This window comes from Arthrobacter sp. FW306-07-I (genome assembly GCF_021800405.1).
Classification (GTDB): domain Bacteria; phylum Actinomycetota; class Actinomycetes; order Actinomycetales; family Micrococcaceae; genus Arthrobacter.
Window position 1 is genome coordinate 3,187,218 of record NZ_CP084550.1, and the last position, 21,462, is coordinate 3,208,679.

Annotated in this window: 15 protein-coding genes, 2 tRNA genes and 1 pseudogene; 9 read left to right on the forward strand and 9 right to left on the reverse strand. The window is 66.7% G+C overall.

Going from position 1 to position 21,462, the window contains the following annotated elements:
• Positions 1-143: 143 nt before the first annotated feature.
• Together LFT46_RS14755 and LFT46_RS14760 are read right to left on the reverse strand one after the other, a co-directional pair.
• Complete coding sequence (locus LFT46_RS14755) at positions 144-1,085, reverse strand: aldo/keto reductase (RefSeq protein ID WP_236820199.1); 942 nt, start codon at positions 1,083-1,085, stop codon at positions 144-146.
• A complete protein-coding gene (locus LFT46_RS14760; protein WP_236820200.1) occupies positions 1,085-2,800 on the reverse strand; it encodes a glycoside hydrolase family 13 protein in 1,716 nt (571 codons plus the stop codon). Before LFT46_RS14760 ends, LFT46_RS14755 begins: the two co-directional genes overlap by 1 nt.
• 96 nt (positions 2,801-2,896) lie before the next feature.
• On the opposite strand from LFT46_RS14760, the gene LFT46_RS14765 reads away from it, so the two are divergent.
• A complete protein-coding gene (locus tag LFT46_RS14765) occupies positions 2,897-4,096 on the forward strand; it encodes an ROK family protein (RefSeq protein WP_236820201.1) in 1,200 nt (399 codons plus the stop codon).
• A gap of 4 nt (positions 4,097-4,100) precedes the next feature.
• On the opposite strand, the gene LFT46_RS14770 is transcribed toward LFT46_RS14765, so the two are convergent.
• Positions 4,101-4,757, reverse strand: a complete 657-nt coding sequence (locus tag LFT46_RS14770) for an NAD(P)H-binding protein (RefSeq protein ID WP_236820202.1) — start codon at positions 4,755-4,757, stop codon at positions 4,101-4,103.
• A gap of 104 nt (positions 4,758-4,861) precedes the next feature.
• Between LFT46_RS14770 and LFT46_RS14775 the strand changes: the two are divergent.
• From LFT46_RS14775 to LFT46_RS14795, 5 genes and pseudogenes are all read left to right on the forward strand, one after another.
• A pseudogene (locus LFT46_RS14775) lies at positions 4,862-8,572 on the forward strand (nitrate reductase subunit alpha).
• Positions 8,572-10,266, forward strand: coding sequence for a nitrate reductase subunit beta (gene narH / locus LFT46_RS14780; RefSeq protein ID WP_236820203.1), 1,695 nt, complete (start codon positions 8,572-8,574; stop codon positions 10,264-10,266). Before LFT46_RS14775 ends, narH begins: the two are co-directional and overlap by 1 nt.
• Positions 10,263-10,883 (forward strand): nitrate reductase molybdenum cofactor assembly chaperone, encoded by a 621-nt coding sequence (narJ, locus tag LFT46_RS14785; RefSeq protein WP_236799161.1) that lies wholly within the window; start codon positions 10,263-10,265, stop codon positions 10,881-10,883. Before narH ends, narJ begins: the two co-directional genes overlap by 4 nt.
• Positions 10,884-10,885: 2 nt before the next feature.
• Positions 10,886-11,683, forward strand: a complete 798-nt coding sequence (gene narI, locus LFT46_RS14790; protein ID WP_236799162.1) for a respiratory nitrate reductase subunit gamma — start codon at positions 10,886-10,888, stop codon at positions 11,681-11,683.
• A 39-nt stretch (positions 11,684-11,722) separates the two neighbouring features.
• Positions 11,723-12,943 (forward strand): MFS transporter, encoded by a 1,221-nt coding sequence (locus LFT46_RS14795; RefSeq protein WP_236799163.1) that lies wholly within the window; start codon positions 11,723-11,725, stop codon positions 12,941-12,943.
• Between the two features lies 1 nt (position 12,944).
• Here LFT46_RS14795 and LFT46_RS14800 read toward each other — a convergent pair whose 3' ends face one another.
• The 6 genes from LFT46_RS14800 to LFT46_RS14825 form a co-directional block, all read right to left on the reverse strand.
• The gene (locus LFT46_RS14800) at positions 12,945-13,499 is read right to left on the reverse strand and encodes a dihydrofolate reductase family protein (protein WP_236820204.1); all 555 of its coding nucleotides are present in this window, start codon (positions 13,497-13,499) and stop codon (positions 12,945-12,947) included.
• 22 nt (positions 13,500-13,521) lie between these two features.
• Positions 13,522-14,325, reverse strand: a complete 804-nt coding sequence (gene yidC, locus LFT46_RS14805) for a membrane protein insertase YidC (protein WP_236799165.1) — start codon at positions 14,323-14,325, stop codon at positions 13,522-13,524.
• 92 nt (positions 14,326-14,417) lie between these two features.
• Positions 14,418-14,491 (reverse strand) — tRNA-Met (locus LFT46_RS14810).
• A gap of 60 nt (positions 14,492-14,551) precedes the next feature.
• Positions 14,552-14,623: transfer RNA gene (locus tag LFT46_RS14815), tRNA-Thr, on the reverse strand.
• Positions 14,624-14,866: 243 nt separating this feature from the next.
• Positions 14,867-16,891, reverse strand: a complete 2,025-nt coding sequence (locus LFT46_RS14820; RefSeq protein WP_236820205.1) for a DEAD/DEAH box helicase — start codon at positions 16,889-16,891, stop codon at positions 14,867-14,869.
• Positions 16,892-17,297: 406 nt separating this feature from the next.
• Positions 17,298-17,951, reverse strand: coding sequence for an MOSC domain-containing protein (locus LFT46_RS14825; RefSeq protein ID WP_236820206.1), 654 nt, complete (start codon positions 17,949-17,951; stop codon positions 17,298-17,300).
• 177 nt (positions 17,952-18,128) lie between these two features.
• On the opposite strand from LFT46_RS14825, the gene LFT46_RS14830 reads away from it, so the two are divergent.
• Genes LFT46_RS14830 through LFT46_RS14840 form a run of 3 tightly spaced genes read left to right on the forward strand, consistent with a single transcriptional unit; the run spans position 18,129 to position 21,457 of the window.
• Positions 18,129-18,752, forward strand: a complete 624-nt coding sequence (locus LFT46_RS14830) for a Tat pathway signal protein (protein ID WP_236799168.1) — start codon at positions 18,129-18,131, stop codon at positions 18,750-18,752.
• Positions 18,753-18,755: 3 nt separating this feature from the next.
• Positions 18,756-19,967, forward strand: a complete 1,212-nt coding sequence (locus tag LFT46_RS14835) for a glutathionylspermidine synthase family protein (RefSeq protein ID WP_236820207.1) — start codon at positions 18,756-18,758, stop codon at positions 19,965-19,967.
• The gene (locus tag LFT46_RS14840) at positions 19,964-21,457 is read left to right on the forward strand and encodes an APC family permease (protein WP_236799170.1); all 1,494 of its coding nucleotides are present in this window, start codon (positions 19,964-19,966) and stop codon (positions 21,455-21,457) included. Before LFT46_RS14835 ends, LFT46_RS14840 begins: the two co-directional genes overlap by 4 nt.
• Positions 21,458-21,462 lie beyond the last annotated feature (5 nt).

A 21,462-nucleotide genomic window follows, 5' to 3' on the forward strand; every position in this document is an offset into this window, starting at 1 on the left:
AGCGGCACGGCGAAGAAAACGGCCCGCTTGTGAGGTTCAATACGAACTAAACGGGATGTGACTGGCCGGGAGGGGAAAGCAACTGGCAGTAGTTGTCGTTTTGGTGCTCCAAAACGACAACTACTGCCAGTCAGTTGGGAGGGTCAGGGGATGTTGCTCCCGCGGGCTGTGACCCAGAGTTTGTACCAGTCAGCCCGGCTCAGGGCCTGGGCCACCCTCGCTGCGTCGCTGCAGGCCCGGATCCGGTCGGGGTTGACCGTGCCGATCACCGGCGCGATTCCGGCGGGATGCTTCATCAGCCACCCCAGGAGAATAGCCTCGCCGGTGGCGCCGTACTCCCCCGCCAACTGGGCCACCAGTTCCGCGGTCGCCGCCTCGGCTGAGCCGGGGTTCTCCGGCTCAGCTCCCGTGTAGGCGCCGCGGGCCAGCGCACCATAGGCCTGCAGGCTGATGTTGTTGCGGGTGCAGTATTCCACGGTGCCGTGCGGGAAGCTGTAGTCCAGGTGTTCCGGGTGGTTGACCAGCACCTGGCTTTCCAGCCATGCCCGCTTGAGCAGGCTCATTTCCAGCTGGTTGGCCACCACGGGCGTCTCCAGCCGGTCCCGCAGCACCTCGATCTGCGCCGCGGACATGTTGGACACGCCCAATTGCCGGACCTTGCCTTCAGCCATGAGCTGCCCGACGGCGGACGCCACCTCCGCCGGGTCCGCCAGGGGGTCCGGGCGGTGCAGCAGGAGGATATCCACGTAGTCGGTCCGGAGCCGTTTAAGGCTGCCGTTGACCCGCTCCAGGATGGCGTCCCGGCTCAGGTCGTAGTGGGTCTGCAGGCCGCGTTCGTTCAGCCGGATGCCGCACTTGGTCTGCAGCCGGATGCGCTCCCGCAGGCCCGGCGTGCCGGCCAGAACCTCACCAAACACCGCCTCTGACTTTCCGCTGCGGTAGATATCAGCGTGGTCGAACAGGGTGATGCCTGCGTCCAGGGCGGCCTGGACGGCAGCGGCGGCCTGGTCCACATGGCGAGCTTCATGCGGTTCCCCAGACCAGCTGCCGCCCAGGCCCATGCAGCCGTAAATGACTTCCTGCATCAGTCCCGCAGCCAGGCGGTGGTGTTGGCCGGCAGCTTGCCGTCCTCCAGCGGAGCGCTGCTGACCAGGACGGTCCCGGCGGGAAGGTCCACGGCGGTGGTGCCGAAGTTGGTCACCGACTGCCAGCCGTTGGGGCGCTTGAAGTGCAGGACGTCCGGGCCGCCGTTTTCAACCCATTCAAGGTCCTCGTCCGTCAGCAGCTCCCGGCGGAGCTTCAGGGCCTTGCGGTAGAGCTCCAGGGTGGAGCCTTCCGTTCCGTCCTGGGCCTCCACGGCGTACTTGCTGAACCAATCCGGCTGGGGCAGGTGGGAGCCGCCGTCGCCGAAGCCGAAGGAGGTGCCTTCCACCTTCCAGGGCAGCGGCACGCGGCAGCCGTCGCGGCCGATCTCCACGCCCTTGTTGCGGAAGAAGGACGGGTCCTGCCGCTCCGATTCGGGAATATCGGCAACTTCCTGCAGGCCCAGTTCCTCTCCCTGGTACAGGTAGGCGGATCCGGGCACGGCGAGCATCAGGAGGGTGGCGGCGCGGGCGCGGCGTTCACCGAGCTCAACGTCCAGCTGGTCTTTGGGGCCTCCGGCGAGGAGCCAGTCCTTGCCGTCCTGGCCCTTGGCGCCGGCCTTTTCCTTGGCCACCTGGGGCAGGCCATAGCGGGTGGCGTGGCGCACCACGTCGTGGTTGGAGAACACCCACGTGGAGGAGGCGCCGGTGGCAGCGGCCTCGGCAAGGTTGCGGGTGATGATTTCCTTGTATTCGGCGGCATCGAAGTCGGCCTGCAGCAGGTCGAAGTTGAAGGCCTGGCCCAGTCCCTGCGGGCTGGCGTAGCGGGCGCGGCGGGAGGCGTGCACCCAGGCTTCGGCAACGGCGGTGCGGGGCGGGTTGTATTCGTTGAACACCTCGCGCCATTCGGCGTAGATCTCGTGCACTTCGTCGCGGTCCCAGAAGGGGTGCGTGCCGTCGTCGAATCCGTCCACACCGGTGTTGGCGGCGCTCAGTTCCAGCTTGGACAGCAGCGGCTCGGTGAGGTCCTTGGTGAGGGCATGTGCCACGTCAACGCGGAAGCCGTCCACGCCCCGGTCCGACCAGAAACGCAGGGTCTTGAGGAAGTCGTCACGAATTTCGCGGTTGGACCAGTTCAGGTCCGGCTGTTCCTTGGCGAAGATATGCATGTACCACTGGCCCGGGGTGCCGTCCGGTTCGGTGATGCGCTCCCAGGCCGGTCCGCCGAACACGGAGTCCCAGTCCGACGGCGGGAACTCGCCGTTGGGGCCCTTGCCGTCACGGAAGATGTAGCGGTCCCGGGCCGGGGAGCCCTTGGGCGAGGCCAGTGCTTCCTGGAACCACTTGTGCCGGTTGGACGAATGGTTGGGGACGATGTCCGCGATGAGCTTGATGCCGGCGTCGTGCAGTGCCTTCGCCATCTCGTCGAAGTCGGCCAGCGTGCCCAGCTTGGGGTCGACGTCACGGTAGTCGTCAACGTCATAGCCGCCGTCGGCGAGCGCTGACGGGTAGAACGGGCTCAGCCAGACGGCGTCGATTCCCAGCGACTTCAGGTACGGGACCTTGGCGGTGATGCCCTTGAGGTCGCCGATGCCGTCTCCGTTGGAGTCGGCGAAGCTGCGGGGGTAGATCTGGTAGACGGAAGCCTGGCGCCACCAGTTGGGGTCGGCCAGACGGTCAGAGTCGGACAGGGTTGCCAGGGTGGCAGTGGTGGACAAGGACTAACCCTCTTCTTCAGTGCGGTTATATTTATATTGAGCCTAAATTTACTTCCTCAAGTATTATCTGGTGATTTGCACAGGAAGGTCAACAGCATGCCCGAACCAGTTCCGGCGACCCCCCAGTTGCTGCGGCGCGTCAGCGCCGGCGCGGTCCTGGAATTCATGCGGACGACGGCGGCAGTGACGGTCACGGATGTCATGGCCGCCACAGGACTCACCCGTGCCACCACCATTGCCGTCTGCGAGGACCTGGTGCGGCGCGGCTGGATCCTGGAGCTGGAGAACCAGCGCGAGTTCGGGGGGTACCAGAAGGGCCGTCCCGCCCGCCGGTTCGAACTCAACGGGCGGGCGGGCGTGGTCCTGGGCATGGACATCGGCTACTCCAAGGTCACCGTGGTGGTTTCCGATCTCCGGGGCATGACCCTTGGCCGCTCCAGCCGCCCCTTCCAAGCTGGTGACGTCGGCTCGAAGGAACGCATCGCCTTCATTGACGGCGTGGCCATGGCGGCGCTGCAGTCCGCGGGAACCGGGCCTGAACAGGTGCTGGCCGTGTGCGCCGGGGTGGCAGCACCGGTGGACCGGCACGGGGACGTGGTTGCCACGCAAAAGTTCTGGGGACTGTTCGACCTCGGGCTGCGGCCGGCCCTCAAGGAGACCCGCGGGTGGACGGTGCTGCTGGAAAACGACGCCAACCTTGCCACCCTTGGCGACCGCTGGCAGGGGGCGGCTGCCGGCGTCGACGACGTGGTGGTGATCCTGGCCAGCGAACGGCTGGGATCCGGCATCCTGGAAGGCGGCCGGCTGGTGCACGGAAGCCGCGGCAGTGCCGGCGAACTTGCCTACCTGAACCTGGTGGAAGGCGTGGGTGACACCTACGGCATCGCCCATCTGGCCAGGACCTGGGCAGCCGAGGCACTGGCCACGGACACGCCCACCGCCCTCCGCGACCTCCGGCCGGCGCGCGTGGAGGCCGAGCAGGTCTTCGCCGCAGCATCCCAAGGGGACTCCGTGGCCCTGGGCATCCTGGACCGGCTGGCGGACAGGATGGCACGGGTGGTGGGCACTGTGGCCACCATGCTTAACCCCGAACTGGTGGTGATTGGCGGGGGCGTGGCGGATTCGGCGGACGTCCTCCTGGCGCCCATCAGCGAGCGCCTGCACGAGTTCACCGCCACCCCTGCACGGGTGGCGGTGTCCCCGCTGGGTGATTCCATCGTGACGGTAGGCGCCGTGCGCTGCGCCCTGGACTACGTGGAAAGGAACTCGCTGGACCTGGAGCTTCGGACGCCTTAGGAGGCTAGGGGCGCGGTTCCAGGGCCGCGGCCACCGGCAGGGTGCCGTCGCGGAACTCGATGGTGCGGCCGGCGGTCTGCGGCAGGTCCAGCACTGCCGCCGCCACGATCGCCACGTTTGCCCGGGAAGTTTCCCGTTCCCCTTCCGGCGAGGGGTCGACGTCGATCCGTCCCGTTCCGGGGTTGTCCGTCAGTGCGCCGGGGCCAAGAATGGTCCAGGCCAGCTTGGTGCCGCGGAGGTACTCGTCAGCAGCCGCTTTCGCTTCGGCATACGCAAAGAAGCTGCTGTCCTCCGGCACCCCGTGGTCCCTGCCGGCGCCGAAGTAGGACACCATGACATACCGGTCCACCCCGGCCTGGGCGGCGGCGTCCATGGAGCGGATGGCCGCATCCCGATCCACCGCGTAGGTCCGCTCCGGGCTGCCGCCGCCGGCACCCGCGGACCAGACCACGGCGTCGTGCCCGGCGAGCGCGTCGGCGATGGCCGCCGTCGTGGAATTCTCCACGTCCAGGACCGACGGCGTGGCGCCGGTGGCTGTGACGTCGTCGGCATGGTCCGGGTTTCGGATGAACGAGGTCACGGAGTGGCCCTCGCCGGTGAGCAGTTCGGACAGGAGGAGGGCCACTTTCCCGTGGCCGCCAATGATGGCGATGCGTGTCATGCACCCATTCTGCCCGCAAGGCACCGGCATACAGAAGCGACGTGGTGCTGAACAGGGGCTTTGTGCCCTGTCCACGGTTTCCGGAAGCCACCTAGCTTGGGGGCATGGCTGCCGGACCCCATGCGGGGTTAGATGGACCCGCATCAGAAGCGATGTTGAAGCTGGGCCGTTTCTTCACGAGGTGGGAGCAGACGGATGACGGCAGGGCGGTGTTCCGCGAGGGCGGCCGCAAGGGCGACATCTTCTACCGCGACCGCTGGAGCCACGACAAGGTGGTGCGCTCCACGCATGGGGTGAACTGCACGGGTTCGTGCTCCTGGAAGGTGTACGTCAAGGACGGCATCATCACATGGGAGTCGCAGCAGACAGACTACCCCTCCGTAGGGGCCGACAGCCCGGAGTATGAGCCACGGGGCTGCCCGCGCGGGGCAGCCTTTTCCTGGTACACCTACTCCCCCACCCGGGTCCGTTTCCCCTACGCCCGGGGCGTCCTGGTGGAAATGTACCGGGAAGCCAAGTCCCGGCTGGGCGACCCCGTGCTGGCGTTCGCCGAAGTAGCCGCCGACCCGGAGCGGCGGCGCCGCTACCAGCAGGCCCGCGGCAAGGGTGGCCTGGTACGCGTGTCCTGGCAGGAGGCCATCGAGATCGCCGCCGCCGCCCACGTGAACACCATCAAGGCCTATGGGCCGGACCGGTGCGCCGGCTTTTCGCCCATCCCGGCCATGTCCATGGTCTCCCACGCCGTGGGCACCCGCTTCATCCAGCTCATCGGCGGGGTGATGACCTCCTTCTAGGACTGGTACGCCGATCTTCCCGTCGCGAGCCCCCAGGTGTTCGGGGACCAGACCGACGTTCCCGAGTCCGGGGACTGGTGGGACGCCCGCTACCTGATGATGTGGGGCTCCAACGTTCCGGTGACGCGCACGCCGGATGCGCACTGGATGACCGAGGTCCGGTACCGCGGCACCAAGGTGGTCACGGTCAGTCCGGACTATGCGGACAACACCAAGTTCGCCGACGAATGGCTTCCCGCCCAGGCGGGGACGGACGCAGCACTGGCGATGGCCATGGGCCACGTGATGCTGAAGGAATTCTTCGTCGACCGGCAGGTGCCGTTCTTCGCCGACTACGTGAAGCAGTACACCGACCTTCCCTTCCTGGTCAGGCTGGAGAAGAACGACGACGGCGCCCTCACGCCGTCGAAATTCCTCACCGCCCTGGACGTCCCCAGTGAGTCGCTGGCCGAGGATGCAGCGTTCCGCACTGTCCTGTACGACAAGGCGGCGGCCCGGGCCGCCGTTCCCAACGGGTCCATGGGGTTCCGCTATTCGCCTAGCGGGGAGGGCAAGTGGAACCTGGACCTCGAAGGGATCGAGCCCGCCCTTTCCCTCAAGGAAGTGTCCACGCAGAGCGCCGAAATCCTGCTCCCCTGTTTCGAGGATGCAGGCGGCGGGGGCAGCATCCTGCGCCGGGGTGTCCCGGTCCTGGAGGTCGACGGCCATCTGGTCACCACGGTGTTCGACCTCATGCTGGCCCAGTACGGCGTGGGCCGTCAGGGCCTTCCCGGCACGTGGGCCGAGGGATACGACGACGCCGCCACCCCTTACACGCCTGCGTGGCAGGAGGAGATCACCAGCGTTCCGGCGCAGGCCTGCATCAGGGTAGCGCGTGAGTTCGCCCGCAATGCCGAGCAGTCGCAGGGCCGGTCCATGATCATTATGGGCGCGGGCATCTGCCAGTGGTTCCACGGCGACACGACCTATCGCGCCGTGCTGGCACTGGTGATGCTTACCGGCTGCATGGGGCGCAACGGCGGCGGCTGGGCGCACTATGTGGGCCAGGAAAAGACCCGCCCCGTCACTGGCTGGGTATCCCTGGCCAACGCGCTGGACTGGTCCCGGCCGCCGCGGACCATGATCGGCACCGGCTACTGGTACATGCACACCGACCAGTGGCGGCAGGACGGCTACTCGGCCGATGCCCTGAAGTCCCCGCTGTCCACGGGAAAGCTGGACGGCATGCATACGGCGGATGCCATCGCCCAGTCCGCCCGGCTTGGCTGGATGCCCTTCTACCCCCAGTTCGACCGTAGCCCGCTGGACGTGGCGGATGAGGCGGAGGCCGCCGTCGCCGCGGGCACCGCAGCTGATGCGCCGTCCTACATTGCCGATTCCCTCAAGAACCGCTCCCTCAACCCGGCCATCGAGGATGTGGACGCGCCGCGGAACTGGCCGCGCACCCTGGTGCTGTGGCGGTCCAATCTCTTCGGCTCATCCGCCAAGGGCAACGAGTACTTCCTCCGGAACCTGCTGGGAACCCACAACAACGTCCTGGGCCCGGACAGCGCGGAGGAGCTCAAGCCCCGGGAGGTGGCCTGGCATGGGACGGCACCGGAGGGAAAGCTGGATCTGTTGGTCTCCGCCGACTTCCGGATGACCTCCACCACGCTGCTGTCCGACGTCGTGTTCCCCGCCGCCACCTGGTACGAAAAGCATGACCTTTCCTCCACGGACATGCACCCGTTCGTGCATGCGTTCAGCCCTGCGATCGACCCGCCCTGGGAAACCAAGACCGACTTTGACACCTTCCACCTGCTGGCCAGGGAATTCTCCCGGCTCGCCAAGGCCCACCTGGGCGTCCGGAAAGACCTGGTCAGCGTGCCGCTGATGCACGACACTCCCGGCCAGCTGGCTCAACCCGGGGGGATCGTGCGGGACTGGCGTGACACGGACATTCCCGCCGTACCGGGCCAGAACATGCCCGCCTTTTCGGTGGTGGAGCGGGACTACACGGCCATCGCGGACAAGCTCGCCGCCGTCGGGCCCCTGGCCGACAAGCTCGGTTTCACCGTCAAGAACGTCACGTACAAACTCGCCGGCCCGTTGGAGCGGCTCAGCCGTTCCAACGGCGTGATGCTCGGCGGCGCAGCGGACGGGCGGCCGGCGATCGACACCGACGCGAAAATGGCCGAGGCCATCCTGGCCTTCTCCGGCACCACCAACGGTGCGCTGTCCGTGCAGGGCTTCAAAGACCTCGAAGTCCGCACCGGAAGGAAGCTGGCGGACCTGTCCGAGGGCTCCGAGGAAAAGTTCATCACCTTCGCCCAGACCCAGGCCGGACCGGTCCCCGTGATCACGTCGCCGGAATGGTCAGGCTCCGAAACGGGCGGCCGGCGCTACGCCCCGTTCACCATCAACATCGAACGGCTCAAGCCCTTCCATACCCTGACGGGGCGGATGCATTTCTTCCTGGACCACGACTGGATCACGGACATCGGCGAGGGGCTGCCCATCTACCGGCCGCCGCTGGACATGCACCGGCTCTTCGGCGAACCCAAACTGGGCCGGAATGGGGAGCTGGAAGTGGTGGTCCGGTACCTGACGCCGCATTCCAAGTGGTCCATCCACTCCGAATACCAGGACAACCTGCTCATGCTCTCGCTCTCCCGCGGCGGCCCCACTGTCTGGATGAGCCCCGCCGACGCCGAGGCGATCCAGGTCAAGGACAACGACTGGGTGGAGTGCCTGAACATCAACGGGGTCCTGGTGGCCCGGGCGATCGTCAGCCACCGGATGCCGGCCGGCGTGGTCTACGTCCACCACGCACAGGAACGCACCATCGACGTACCGAAGTCCGAAGCCACGGGACGGCGCGGCGGCATCCACAACTCGGTGACCCGGCTGCTGGTCAAGCCTTCGCACCTGATCGGCGGCTACGCCCAGCTGGCCTACGCGTTCAACTACCTCGGCCCCACCGGGAACCAGCGCGACATGGTTGCCACCGTCCGCCGTCGTTCCCAGGAGGTGCAGTACTGATGCGTGTCATGGCTCAAATGGGCATGGTCATGAACCTGGACAAATGCATCGGCTGCCACACCTGTTCCGTGACCTGCAAGCAGGCCTGGACCAACCGTGCGGGCACCGAGTACGTCTGGTTCAACAACGTGGAAACCCGGCCCGGGCAGGGGTATCCGCGCCGCTATGAGGACCAGGAGAGGTGGCACGGCGGCTGGGTGCTGAACAAGCGCGGCAAGCTGGTGCTGAAAGCCGGGGGCCGGGTGAAGAAGCTCCTGGGGATCTTCGCCAGCCCCGTCCAGCCCGAGCTCAAGGACTACTACGAGCCGTGGACCTACGACTACAAGACCCTCGTGGACGCGCCGCTGGGTGACGACTTCCCGGTGGCCCGGCCCAAGTCCCTGATCACCGGCAAAGACACGAAAATCACGTGGTCCGCGAACTGGGACGACGACCTGGGCGGCTCCGCCGAAAACGGCCACCTGGACCCGATCGTGGAGAAGGTGCGGCGCGAGTCCGAGGACAAGATCAAGTTCGCCTACGAGCAGACGTTCATGTTCTACCTGCCGCGGATCTGCGAGCACTGCCTGAACCCGTCCTGCATGGCGTCCTGCCCCTCCGGCGCGATCTACAAGCGGGTGGAGGACGGGATTGTGCTGGTGGACCAGGACAAGTGCCGTGGCTGGCGGCAGTGCGTCACCGGCTGCCCGTACAAGAAGATCTACTTCAACCACAAGACGGGCAAGGCCGAGAAGTGCACCTTCTGCTATCCAAGGGTGGAGGTGGGGCTGCCGACGGTCTGTTCGGAGACCTGCGTGGGCCGGCTGCGGTACCTGGGGTTGTTCCTGTACGACGCCGACGCCGTCACCGCGGCGGCCGCGGTCACCGACCCCAAGGAACTCTACGATGCCCAGATGGACGTGCTGCTGGACCCGAACGACCCCGCCGTCCAGGCCGAGGCCCGCGCCCAGGGGATCCCCGAGGACTGGATTGACGCCGCGCGGCGCTCGCCGGTCTACGCCCTGGCCAAGGTCTACAAAGTGGCACTCCCGCTGCACCCCGAGTACCGCACCATGCCGATGGTCTGGTACGTGCCGCCGCTCTCACCCGTTGTGGACCTGCTGCGGGACCAGGGGCACGACGGCGAGGACCACGGCAATCTCTTTGGCGCCATTGATGCGCTGCGCATCCCGGTGGAGTATCTCGCGGAACTGTTCACCGCAGGCGATGCGGACCGGGTCACGGCCGTACTGAAGAAGCTGGCCGCCATGCGTTCCTACATGCGCGGCATCAGCCTCGGCAACGACCCGGACGACTCGATCCCCGAGGCCGTGGGCATGGACGGCCAGACCATGTACGAGATGTACCGGCTGATGGCCATTGCCAAATACGACGAACGGTACGTCATTCCCAAGGCGCACGTGGAGCAGGCCCACGACCTGGAGGAGATGGGCTGCTCGCTGGATTTCGACGGCGGCCCTGGCATGCAGGATTCGGCACCCTTCGGGGAGGCGAGCGGCAGGCCCGTCCCGGTGGCCGTGGACACCTTCCACGCCCTGCGCGACCGGCAGACAAGTGACGAGGTCTCCGCGGGGACGGGCCTGAAGGGCAGGGTGAACCTGCTGAACTGGGACGGCCGCGGGGCGCCGCCCGGCCTGTTCCCGGACAAGGGGCACGAAGCGGATACCCTCGACGCTGCGGAGGACCAGCCGTGAACCGCCACGACCAGGTGGTGTACCTGGCAGCGGCCTGGTGCCTGTCCTATCCCGATGAGGACCTGGTGCAGCGGGTTCCCCTGGTCCGGGCAGCGCTGTCCGAGTTTCCCGGGGCTTTGCCGGCATTTGCGCCGGTACTGGACCTTCTCGAGGCCACCCCGCCCATGGAACTGCAGGCCCAATATGTCCGCGAGTTCGATCTCGGCCGGCGGCACGCGCTGCATTTGAGCTACTGGACCGATGGCGACACCCGGCGCCGCGGTGAGGTGCTGGGCTTCTTCAAGGAGGCCTACCGGCACAGCGGCGCCCTGGTGGACCTGGACGGGGAACTTCCCGACTACCTGCCCATGGTGCTGGAATTCGCTGCCCGGGTGGATTCCGCGGCCGGACGCACCCTGCTGAAGCGTTACCGGGCCAGCTTGGAGATGCTTCGGCTGGGGCTGCTTCGGGACAACCTGCCGCATGCCACGATGCTGGCGGCCATCTGCGCCACCTTGCCCGGGAAGTCACCCCAGGACGAGAAGGAAGTGATGCGCATGGCCGGATACGGTCCACCCTCCGAAAGCGTGGGACTGGATCCCTACGATCCGCGGCTTTTGCCGGTCAGGAGGGCCTGACCATGCCCGCACTCAAGGCGTCCACCGTGGCGGAGCCGGGACCCGCCGTCGTACTCAACGCCTGGGATACCGTCCTGTGGGGCGTCCTGCCCTATGTCATGGTGGTGGTGCTGGTGGGCGGGCTGGTGTGGCGCTACCGGTACGACCAGTTCGGCTGGACCACCCGGTCCTCCCAGCTTTACGAATCCCGGCTCCTGAGGATCGCCTCCCCGCTTTTCCACTTCGGGCTGCTTGCGGTCATCGCCGGGCACTTCTTCGGCCTGGTGATCCCGATGGCCTGGACGGCGGCGGCGGGCATGAGCCAGGAGTTCTACCACTTCAACGCCCTGCTGGTGGGCGGCATCGCCGGGGTGGGAACGCTGGGCGGGATCGCGCTGCTGATCTACCGGCGGCGCACCACCGGCCCGGTCTTCATGGCGACCACCAGGAACGACAAGACCATGTACGTGGTGCTGACCGCGGCCATCGTCTTTGGCCTGTGGACCACCCTGGCCAGTGTGTTCGAGGGAGAACACGGGCACAACTACCGGGAAACGGTGGCGCCGTGGTTCCGGTCGCTGTTCATCTTCCAGCCGGACATCGCGGCGATGGCCGCTGCGCCGTTAACCTTCCACCTGCACACCTTGGTGGGCATGGCGCTGTTCGTCATCTGGCCGTTCACGCGCCTGGTGCACGCATTCACGGCACCCCTGCACTACCTTTTCCGCCCGTACATCGTCTACCGCTCGCGGGACAGGGAAACGAAGGGCCGGGGCTGGTCCGCCGTTGGCACGCCGGACAGGGATACCCGCAACCGCTGACCGGCGGTGCGTCTTGGACAATCTCCTGAGGAGCTAGCAGTGGCCGGAACAACCCCAACGCCAGTTAGCGGAAGGGCGCTGAACCTTGCGCTCGCGACGGCGGCGTCCGTGGCAGGTTTCTGGGCGTGGAACTCCGTGGCCACCCTGGGTGCCTTCTACACCCAGAACCTGGCCCTGGCACCGGCCGCCACGGGGATCCTGGTGGCCATGCCGGTGTTCGTCGGTTCGCTGGGACGGATCGTGGTGGGCACCCTGACGGACAAATACGGTGGCAGGGCCATGTTCAGCTTTGTGCTGCTGGCCGCCATCCCTCCCATCCTCCTGGTGTCCATTGGCGGCCTTCTCAGTTCCTTCGCGCTGGTGCTGGGCGCCGGCCTGCTGCTGGGCGTGGCCGGGACGGTGTTCGCGGTCGGAATTCCGTTCGTCAGTTCCTGGTATGAGCCCGCCCGCCGCGGCTTCGCCACCGGCATCTTTGGTGCGGGCATGGGCGGGACGGCGCTGGCGGCCTTCCTGAATCCGCGGCTGGTGGCGGGAATCGGCTACTTTCCCACGCACCTGCTGATCGCCGGTGTCCTGGCCGTCATGGCCGCGCTGGTCTGGTTCCTCATGAAGGAATCCCCCGAATGGGCTCCGAACCACGCACCGGTGCTGCCCAAGCTGCTGGATGCTGCCAGGATTTCAGTCACCTGGAAGATGTGCTTCCTGTACGCCGTGGTCTTTGGCGGCTTTGTATCCTTCGCCACCTACCTGCCCACCTACCTGCGCGATGTCTACAGCTTCGACCCCGCCGGTGCGGGTGCCCGGACCGCCGGATTTGCCCTCGCCGCCGTCCTGGCCCGTCCGGTCGGTGGCGTCCTCGCGGACAAGCTGGGCCCCAAGCCCGTGGTCCTGGTGGCCCTTGGAGCCGTGGCCGTCCTGGGCTGGGTGGTGAACATGCGGCCCGACGGCGAGGTCCCGGCAGGTGCCACGTTCGTTGCCATGGCTGCGGCGCTGGGGCTGGGGACGGGCGGCGTGTTCGCCTGGGTGGGCGTCCTCTCACCGGCAGGGAAGGTAGGCAGCATCAGTGGCATCGTGAGCGCGGCGGGTGGCCTGGGCGGCTACTTTCCCCCACTCGTCATGGGGGCAACGTACGACGCCGCTACGCGCAGCTACTCGATAGGGCTGCTCCTGCTGGTGGTCACAGCCCTGGTGGCTTTGGTGTTCACCCTCTTCGCAGTCCAGCCCAGGGCCAGCGCCGCGGCGGTTCAGCGGGCCCGGTGATTCACACTGTCCGGTAACGCAGGTACACCACACCGTTGCTGAACCGGCGCTCTTCCAGCAGTTCCAGCTTCAGGTCCAAGCCGTCGGGCAGAAAGCGCAGGCCGCCGCCCACAGTTACAGGGTTGATGAACAACTGGCACTCATCCACCAGTCCCGCGTTGAGGGCATGCGCGGCAAGGGTGGGGCCGCCAATGCTGATGTTCCTGGCGCTGGTGGACTTCAGCTCCTGCACGGCGTCCGGGACGAACTGCCGCTCCAGCCGGGTCATTGGCGTGGAGACGGTGTCCAGCGACGTCGAATACACCACCTTGTCCGCTGCCGCCCACAAGCGGGCGTAGTCCTGGATCACCTCCGGGTCATCCTGCGTGCCCATGGTTTCCCAGACCGACATCACCTCATACATCCGGCGGCCCAGAAGATAGGTGCCCACATCCCGCTCCAGGTCATTGATGAAGGCGTGGATTTCCTCGTCCGGCGCCGACCAGGCGAAGTTCCCGTTTGGGTCTGCCGTGTAGCCGTCCAGGGACATGATTGCGGAGTAGATCAGCTGCGCCATGGGGACATTCTGCCGCTGGACATCAGTTCTGGATAGGCTCCCGGGACACCAGGAACTGTTGCCCCAGGGTCCAGAGGTTGGAGACCGTCCAATAGACCAGGACGCCGATGGGGAAGAAGATTCCGCCCAGGCCGAAGACCAGCGGCAGGACGTAGAGGAGGACCTTCTGCTGGCGCATCAGGGGGTTGTCGCTGTCCTGCCCGGCAAAGCTCCGGGAAGCCACGAGTTTCTGGGTGAGGAACTGGCAGGCAATCATCACCAGGATCATGGCGACGGCGAGCACGGCCACGGCGGCGGGGCCACCGCCGCCGCTGCCGTGCAGCAAAGAGGCGGACAGCGGCACACCAAAGATACTGGCGGATTCGAACTGGAGCACCTGGTCATGGCTTAGCGCCCCAATGCCTTCGCCCTGCCGCGACGCGTTGGAGATCCCGGACAGCACCTGGAACAGGGCAAGGAAGAACGGCGCCTGGATCAGCAGCGGCAGGCAGGCGGAGAACGGGTTGGTGCCGTGTTTCTTGTACAGCGCCATCTGCTCCTGGGCCATGGCCTGCCGGGACGCCTGGTCCGTCCGGCCCTTGTACCGGTCTTGGAGCTCCTTCAGCTCCGGCTGCAGGAGCCGCATCCTGCGCTGGGCACGGACCTGTGCCAGGAACACCGGGATCAGCGCGGCGCGGATGACCAGGACCAGCCCGATGATGGCCAGCGTCCACGTCCAGCCACCGGATGCCGGCATGCCTGCCGCAGCCAGTCCGTCATGGAAAGCCACCAGGATGGCAGACACCAGCCACCGGAACGGATCCATCACTGCCGTGAAAAAGTCCACCGAATCCCCCATCCGCAGCCTGCTGCAAAGCTACTGGGAATCAGGGAAACAAGAAAGCCCCCGGGATCATGCGATCCTGGGGGCTTAGCCTGTAGCGGTGGGGAGGCTCGATCTCCCGACCTCACGATTATGAGTCGTGCGCTCTAACCAACTGAGCTACACCGCCACGAATGAGAAAAACCTGCGTCAAGCCGGTCAAACCGCCTTGACGCAGGCCCTCATTCAGAGCCCCCCACCGGAATCGATCCGGTGACCTCGTTCTTACCAAGAACGCGCTCTACCACTGAGCTAGGGGGGCAACGAGTAAATACTCTACCGGAAGATTTCCGCACCAACAAATCGGCGCGGCCGGCGAACCCGAACCCCCAAAATCCCCGCCAGATCAGGGATGTAGCGGTACCCGAGGCCTCCGCAGCGACGGCGGCGGGACCCCTCCGGACCCAGATGTGACGAAGACTACTTCGCGCAAAGAGTCTGAACAAAAAGGACGGGCCGGCTCGCGATGAGCCGGCCCGTCCGGGTGTTGCTTAGCTAAACGTGGTTACCACTTGTTGCGGGGCTTGAAGCCGCCCTCGGTCCGCGGCTTGCGGTCACCGAAGGAACGCTCGGAACGCTCGCTGTACGAACGTCCGCCGCGGTCAGCGGAGGTGCGCTCGCCGTCGTTCTTCCGGAATTCCTTCTTGAACCCGCCATTGCCCTTGAAGTTGCCTCCACGGTCGCCACCGCGGTTGCCCTGGTAGGCGCCGCGGTCACCGGACGGCTTGCGGCCGTTGTCCAGCTCCAGGTGGATCAGCTCGCCGCCGATCCGGGTGCGGGACAGTGCGCGCAGCTGCTCAGGGCTGAGGTCCGCGGGCAGCTCCACCAGGGAGTGGTCCGAGCGAATGTCGATGCCGCCGATCTGCGCGGAGGAGATGCCACCCTCGTTGGCGATAGCGCCCACGATCGAGCCGGGCATGACCCGCTGACGCCGGCCCACCGCGATACGGTAGGTGGCGTTGCCCTCGGTCAGTGCACGGGTCGGCCCACGGGAGCCGAAGCCGTCCTTGGACCGCTCGCGCTTCTGGAATTCAGGAGCAGCGGGCAGTTCCTTGACCAGGAGCGGCTGGCCGCCCTGGGCCATGACGGCCAGTGCCGCAGCGATTTCTGCTGCCGGCACCTTGTGCTCTTCCTCGTAGGAGGCGATGAGGTCACGGAACGCGGAGACGTCCTCGGAGGCGAGGGTCTCGGTGATGCGCTCGGCGAACTTGCCCAGGCGAAGCGTGTTCACGGTTTCCGCTGTGGGCAGGTGCATCTGCTCCACCGGCTGGCGGGTGGCCTTTTCAATGGAGCGCAGCAGGTACTTCTCCCGCGGCGTCATGAACAGGATGGCGTCACCGGAACGGCCTGCACGGCCGGTGCGGCCAATGCGGTGCACGTAGGACTCGGTGTCGTGCGGGATGTCGTAGTTGATGACGTGGCTGATGCGCTCCACGTCCAGGCCGCGGGCAGCGACGTCGGTAGCAACGAGGATATCGATGCGGCCTTCCTTCAGCGCGTCGACGGTGCGCTCACGCTGCTGCTGGGGGATGTCGCCGTTGATGGCGGCAGCCTGGAAGCCGCGCGACTTCAGCTTGTCAGCCAGGTCCTCGGTGGCCATCTTGGTGCGGACGAAGGCGATGACGCCGTCGAACTCTTCCACCTCAAGGATGCGGGTCATCGCGTCCAGCTTGTGCGGGCCCATGACCTGCAGGTAGCGCTGGCGGGTGTTGGCACCGGTGGTGGTCTTGGACTTGACGGAGATCTCGGCCGGATCATTCAGGTACTGCTTGGACATGCGCCGGATCTGGCTGGGCATGGTGGCGGAGAACAGTGCCACCTGGCGGTCCGACGGCGTCTGCTGGAAGATCTGCTCCACGTCTTCGGCGAAGCCCATGCGCAGCATCTCGTCAGCCTCGTCCAGTACCAGGTACTGCAGCTCGGACAGGTCCAGGGAACCCTTGGAGATGTGGTCGATCACGCGGCCGGGGGTACCCACAACCACCTGGGCGCCGCGGCGCAGGCCGGCCAGCTGGGGACCGTAGGCGGAGCCGCCGTAGACGGGCAGCACGGTGAAGTCATCGATGTGCTTGGCGTAGGAGGTGAACGCCTCGGCAACCTGGAGTGCCAGCTCGCGGGTGGGGGCCAGGACCAGGGCCTGGGTCTTGCGGGACGGGCCGTTGAGGTCGTGGAGTTCGGCCAGGCGGGACAGTGCCGGCACTGCGAATGCTGCAGTCTTGCCGGTACCGGTCTGTGCCAGGCCCACCACGTCGCGGCCTTCGAGCAGCAGCGGGATGGTGGCTGCCTGGATGGGGGACGGCTTCTCGTACCCGACATCCTGGAGGGCGGCAAGGACGCGGGCGTCGATGCCGAGGTCGGCGAACTTGACGCCTTCTTCCTCGTCGGATTCCGGCGCCTTGGCGGCGGGGGCTTCGGCAGGGGCCGCGACGGCCTCAGCGGCAGGAACCTCAGCTGCGGGGGCAGCGGGCTCGGTGAATTCGATGCTGGCAGTTGCTGCTTCAGCGGTGGTTTCGTTCTGGTTTTCGGGCATAGGGAGATTCCTCATCCATAGGGGGCCAGGCGGCACTACCCAAGGTGAGCGGAGCCGCAGTACACGTGCCGATGGTGCCGGGCAAACGTTGACCGGCCGGTCACAGAAGTCCGGCGCTTTCGCAATCCCATGGCAGGACTTCGCGCTGCATCTCTTGGCTGCTATCCCAGCAGTCTGTACAGCGTTTCTCTTTAGCCGGCTCTCCCTATGAAAATGCCCGCATCGCTTGTGCGGGCCCCAACACTTGCCAGTCCTGCCTCAAAAATTGGGCAGGAATAAGGGATTTCCGGAGTGGGGGATGTTTCAAGTGTAGGGCACGCAGGCGCCGCGGCGCTAATCGAGCGGGCGACGGCGGCGGTGAGCTTGCGCACACAGCACGCCGTGGGCGGCACTCGGGCAAGACGGGCTACCGCGCCAGCCGCCGCAGCAGTACCTCAAACCTGACGTGGTACTCGTCCTGGAGCCGGATCTCGCCGTCGGCCTCTGCACCGCGCAGGGCCGCAATGACCTCCGCGTCCGGTTCACTGAACCACCTGCCGATGGTGATGCCGTGGCGCGGGACGAAGGTCCGCTCGATGGTGTCGCCGGCCCGGATGCTGCCGGTGCGGATGACGCGCAGGTATGTCCCCACCCTCCCCTCGTCGGTGAACCGCTTCACCCACTGCGGCTCCTTCATCCGGCGCTGGAACGTTGCACAGGGGGTGCGTGGGGAGGTGACTTCAAGTTCGACGCCGGACCCCACCTTCCAGCGCTCCCCGATCACCGCGTGCGTGGCTTCGATGCCGGATACCCGCAGGTTCTCACCGAAGACGCCCGGCGGCAGCTCACGGCCCAGTGCGCCGGCCCAGTAATCGGCGTCGGCCTGGGAGTAGGCGTAGACGGCCTGGTCCTCCCCGCCATGGTGTGCCCTGTTGGCCTGGATGTCCCCGCGGAGGCCCAGCTTGTGGACCTTGACGGGCCCATCGGCCGGGCGCTTGTCGATGGCGGTGACGCCCACGCTGCCCTGGTCTCCCAGGAGCTGGTGGACGCGGCAGACAGCAAGGACAGAACCTGATTCCATGGCATCAGTCTAGGGTCCCCTTGGGATCCACCCCCGCCTGCCGGCCATGGGCAGTTCTCCCCTGCTGCCGCACTGCGTTCCTACTCGCAGGCGGCACCGGCAGGGACTACGCTGAGTCGAGACTTGCATTGGGGGCAGTGCTGCGCCCAAATCGTGCGGATAACTGAGGGGGACGCCGTGGACTCGAACCAGAAGATCCCGCAAGGGGACCCGGAGGAAGGGCCGCCGAGCGGGGCTAACAACATCCCGGGAACCAGCGGCGCGGGCAGCGCCGCCAAGCCGCCGCCGTGGCAGGTGCCCAAGCCTGAGCTGCGTCCTGATCTCCTCAACGAACCCGTCACCCCCGTGGACCCGTTTGCGCGCGAGCGGGAAAAGCAGCTCGACAATGCTGCGGCGCGGAAGAAGCGCTCCCAGCGCCGCGCAGTGGTGGTGGGCCTCGGCGTCACCGCCCTCCTGGCCGGCACCATCACGGCCGTGGTGGCCAGCAACGAGGACGATCCCGAGTACGCCCAGGTGTGCTTCAACGATGAGACCGGCGAGCGCGTGGAGGACAGGAGCTGCGACAGCTCAGCAGGCCGCGGCGGCGGCATCTACGCCTGGTACTTCTACTCGCGCGGAGCCAGCGTTCCGGCCATCGGCCAGAACCGGTCCACGGCGCCCAACTACACGCGGACCGTTCCCAGCGGGGCCAAGGCCTCCACGGGCTACAGCAGCAAGGGCGGCACGGTCAGCCGCGGCGGTTTCGGGTCAAGCGCCAAGAGCGGTTCGAGCGGCGGCGGCGGCAAGGTTTCGGGGGGCTGACGGATGAAGAGAATGTTGTCTGAGCCCCGGCCGGGCTGGAAGCAAAAGATCGAAGAACAGGGCCTGGTCTTCTCCACCACCACCATGGATGACGGGCGCCGCATTGAGTACTGGAACGAATCGGCGTACTACGAATTCACCATGGACGAGGTGGAGGCCCTCGAAGTGGTGGCCGAAGACATGCACCGGATGTGCCTGGAGGCCGCCAAGTTCCTGGCCACCGGCGCCATGGGCAGCATCGGCATCGGTCCGCAGGCCCTGGAACTGGCGACGGAATCCCTGCAGGCGGGCGACGTGGACGTCTACGGCAGGTTCGACTTCATCTATGGCGGCCAGGGCGGGCCGGCAAAGATGCTCGAATACAACGCCGACACCCCCACCGGGCTGATCGAAGCCGCCGTGGCCCAGTGGTTCTGGCTGCAGGACGTCCACCCGGAGAAGGACCAGTGGAACGGCATCCACGAGGCCCTGATCCGGCAGTGGAAGAAATTCCAGTACCGCACGGGAATGAGCACTCTGCACGTTGCCCATTCGGAAGTTGAGGAATCCGGCGAGGACTGGATGACTGCCGCGTACATGCGCGATGTTGCCAGCCAGGCCGGCTGGACCACCATCGGCATCAATATGTCCGATATCGGGTGGGACCCCAACCTCAACCGCTTCGTGGACCTGGACAACTACCTGATCAGCACCATCTTCAAGCTCTATCCCTGGGAGCTGATGATGAAGGAGGAGTTCGGCCCGCGGCTGCTGGAGCGTGCCCACAACCCGCGCTGGGTGGAACCTGCCTGGAAGATGCTGCTCTCCAACAAGGCCCTGCTGGCCGCGCTGTGGCACCTTTACCCCAACCACCCCAACCTGCTGCCGGCGTACCTCACCGATCCGGGGCCGCTGAAGGAATGGGTGGCCAAGCCGCTGCACGGCCGCGAAGGCGACAACATCCGCATCCACGCGGACGGCATCAACCTGGAGCAGCCCGGCGGGTACGGCCGCGAGGGTTGGTGCTACCAGCAATACCACCCGCTGCCGGATTTCGACGGCAACCGTCCCGTCCTGGGGCTCTGGGTGGTGGACGGCGAGTCCGTGGGCTGCGGCATCCGCGAATCCGACGGACCGGTCACGGACTACTTCTGCCGCTTCGTCCCCAACACGATCGACGCGCCGGCGCCGCTTTCAGCGGTGGCCGACTCCACCAAGGCAGGTATCACCCTATGAGTACGGACATGACGACGACGGGCGCCTCCGGAGGCGGACCGGGCACCCCGGTGCCGGCCAAGGGGCTGCGGGCCGGGATCCTGGACCTGGGCGACTCGGTGATGCTGGGACTGGCCTCCACCGCGCCGGTGTACTCACTGGCCGCCACCCTGGGCCTGATCGTTGCGGTCAACGGCAACTACACTCCCCTGATCCTCCTGCTGGGCTTCGTCCCGGTCCTGTTCATCGCCTACGCCTTCCGCGAGCTCAACAGCGCCATCCCGGACTGCGGCACCACGTTCACCTGGTCCCGCCAGGCCTTCGGCCCCTGGGCCGGCTGGCTGGGTGGCTGGGGTGTCGCGCTCGCCGGGATCGTGGTCCTGGCCAACCTGGCCCAGGTGGCCGGGCAATACCTGTGGCTGCTGGTGGGCGACGGGTCCTTGGCGCAGAACAAGGTTCTGGTCACCGGGACGGGGCTGCTGTTCATCGTGCTGATGACCGTGGTGAACTACCGCGGGATCCGGCTGGGCGAGCACGTGCAGCGCGTCCTGACCTACGTCCAGTACATTGCCCTGGGCATTTTCGCGCTGGCCATTGTGGTGCGGATCGTTGGGGGCGCTCCAGAAGGCCAGGCCTTCGACTTTGAGTGGTTCAACCCCGTGGGCGCCTTCACCGACCCCGGCGCCGTGGTGCACGGGGCGCTGCTGGCCCTGTTCATCTATTGGGGGTGGGATACCTGCCTGGCCGTGAACGAGGAAACCGAGGACCCCTCCAAGACCCCCGGCCGCGGCGCCGTGATCTCGGCCTTCGTGCTGGTGGCCATCTACGTTTCCGTGGCGCTCCTGGTGATGATGTACGCCACGGTGGGCTCCGAGGGCATCGGGCTGGGCAACGAGGCGAACAAGGACGACGTGTTTCTGGCCATGAAGGACGTGGTGCTGGGGCCGTGGGGCTGGCTGATCGTCGTCGCGGTCCTGGCCTCGGTGCTGTCCTCCACCCAGACCACCATCCTGCCCACCGCCCGCGGCACCCTGTCCATGGGCGTCCACGGAGCCCTGCCGGCCAAGTTCGCAGAGGTGCACCCGCGCAACCAGACCCCCGGGTTCTCCACGCAGGTGATGGGCGGTGCTGCGGCCGCCTACTACGTGGCCATGAGCTTCCTGAGCGAAAACCTGCTGGCGGACTCCATCAGCGCCATCAGCCTGTTTATCGCCTTCTACTACGCCCTGACCGGCTTCGCCTGCTTCTGGTACTTCCGCGGAACCCTGCGGGAATCGGCCCGCAACCTCTGGTTCCGCGGCATCCTCCCCTTGGTGGGCGCGCTGCTGCTGACCGCCGCGTTCTTCATCTCGGCAGTGCAGATGTGGGACCCGGCGTACGGCGATACGCAGATCTTCGGCGTCGGCGGCGCGTTTGTGAGCGGAGTGGTGCTGCTGGCGCTGGGCGTGGTGCTGGCCGCCGCCTGCCGGTTCCTGCCCGCCACCCGCGGCTACTTCCTGGTTGAGAAATGAGGTGA

What these genes read in the sequence shown, in the direction of transcription:
- LFT46_RS14755 (WP_236820199.1), bottom strand. Translation starts at nt 1,085, where the DNA reads ATGCAGGAAGTCATTTACGGCTGCATGGGCCTGGGCGGCAGCTGGTCT.
- LFT46_RS14765 (WP_236820201.1), top strand. Translation starts at nt 2,897, where the DNA reads ATGCCCGAACCAGTTCCGGCGACCCCCCAGTTGCTGCGGCGCGTCAGC.
- LFT46_RS14770 (WP_236820202.1), bottom strand. Translation starts at nt 4,757, where the DNA reads ATGACACGCATCGCCATCATTGGCGGCCACGGGAAAGTGGCCCTCCTC.
- narH (WP_236820203.1), top strand. Translation starts at nt 8,572, where the DNA reads ATGCGTGTCATGGCTCAAATGGGCATGGTCATGAACCTGGACAAATGC.
- narI (WP_236799162.1), top strand. Translation starts at nt 10,886, where the DNA reads ATGCCCGCACTCAAGGCGTCCACCGTGGCGGAGCCGGGACCCGCCGTC.
- LFT46_RS14800 (WP_236820204.1), bottom strand. Translation starts at nt 13,499, where the DNA reads ATGGCGCAGCTGATCTACTCCGCAATCATGTCCCTGGACGGCTACACG.
- LFT46_RS14820 (WP_236820205.1), bottom strand. Translation starts at nt 16,891, where the DNA reads ATGCCCGAAAACCAGAACGAAACCACCGCTGAAGCAGCAACTGCCAGC.
- LFT46_RS14825 (WP_236820206.1), bottom strand. Translation starts at nt 17,951, where the DNA reads ATGGAATCAGGTTCTGTCCTTGCTGTCTGCCGCGTCCACCAGCTCCTG.
- LFT46_RS14835 (WP_236820207.1), top strand. Translation starts at nt 18,756, where the DNA reads ATGAAGAGAATGTTGTCTGAGCCCCGGCCGGGCTGGAAGCAAAAGATC.
- LFT46_RS14840 (WP_236799170.1), top strand. Translation starts at nt 19,964, where the DNA reads ATGAGTACGGACATGACGACGACGGGCGCCTCCGGAGGCGGACCGGGC.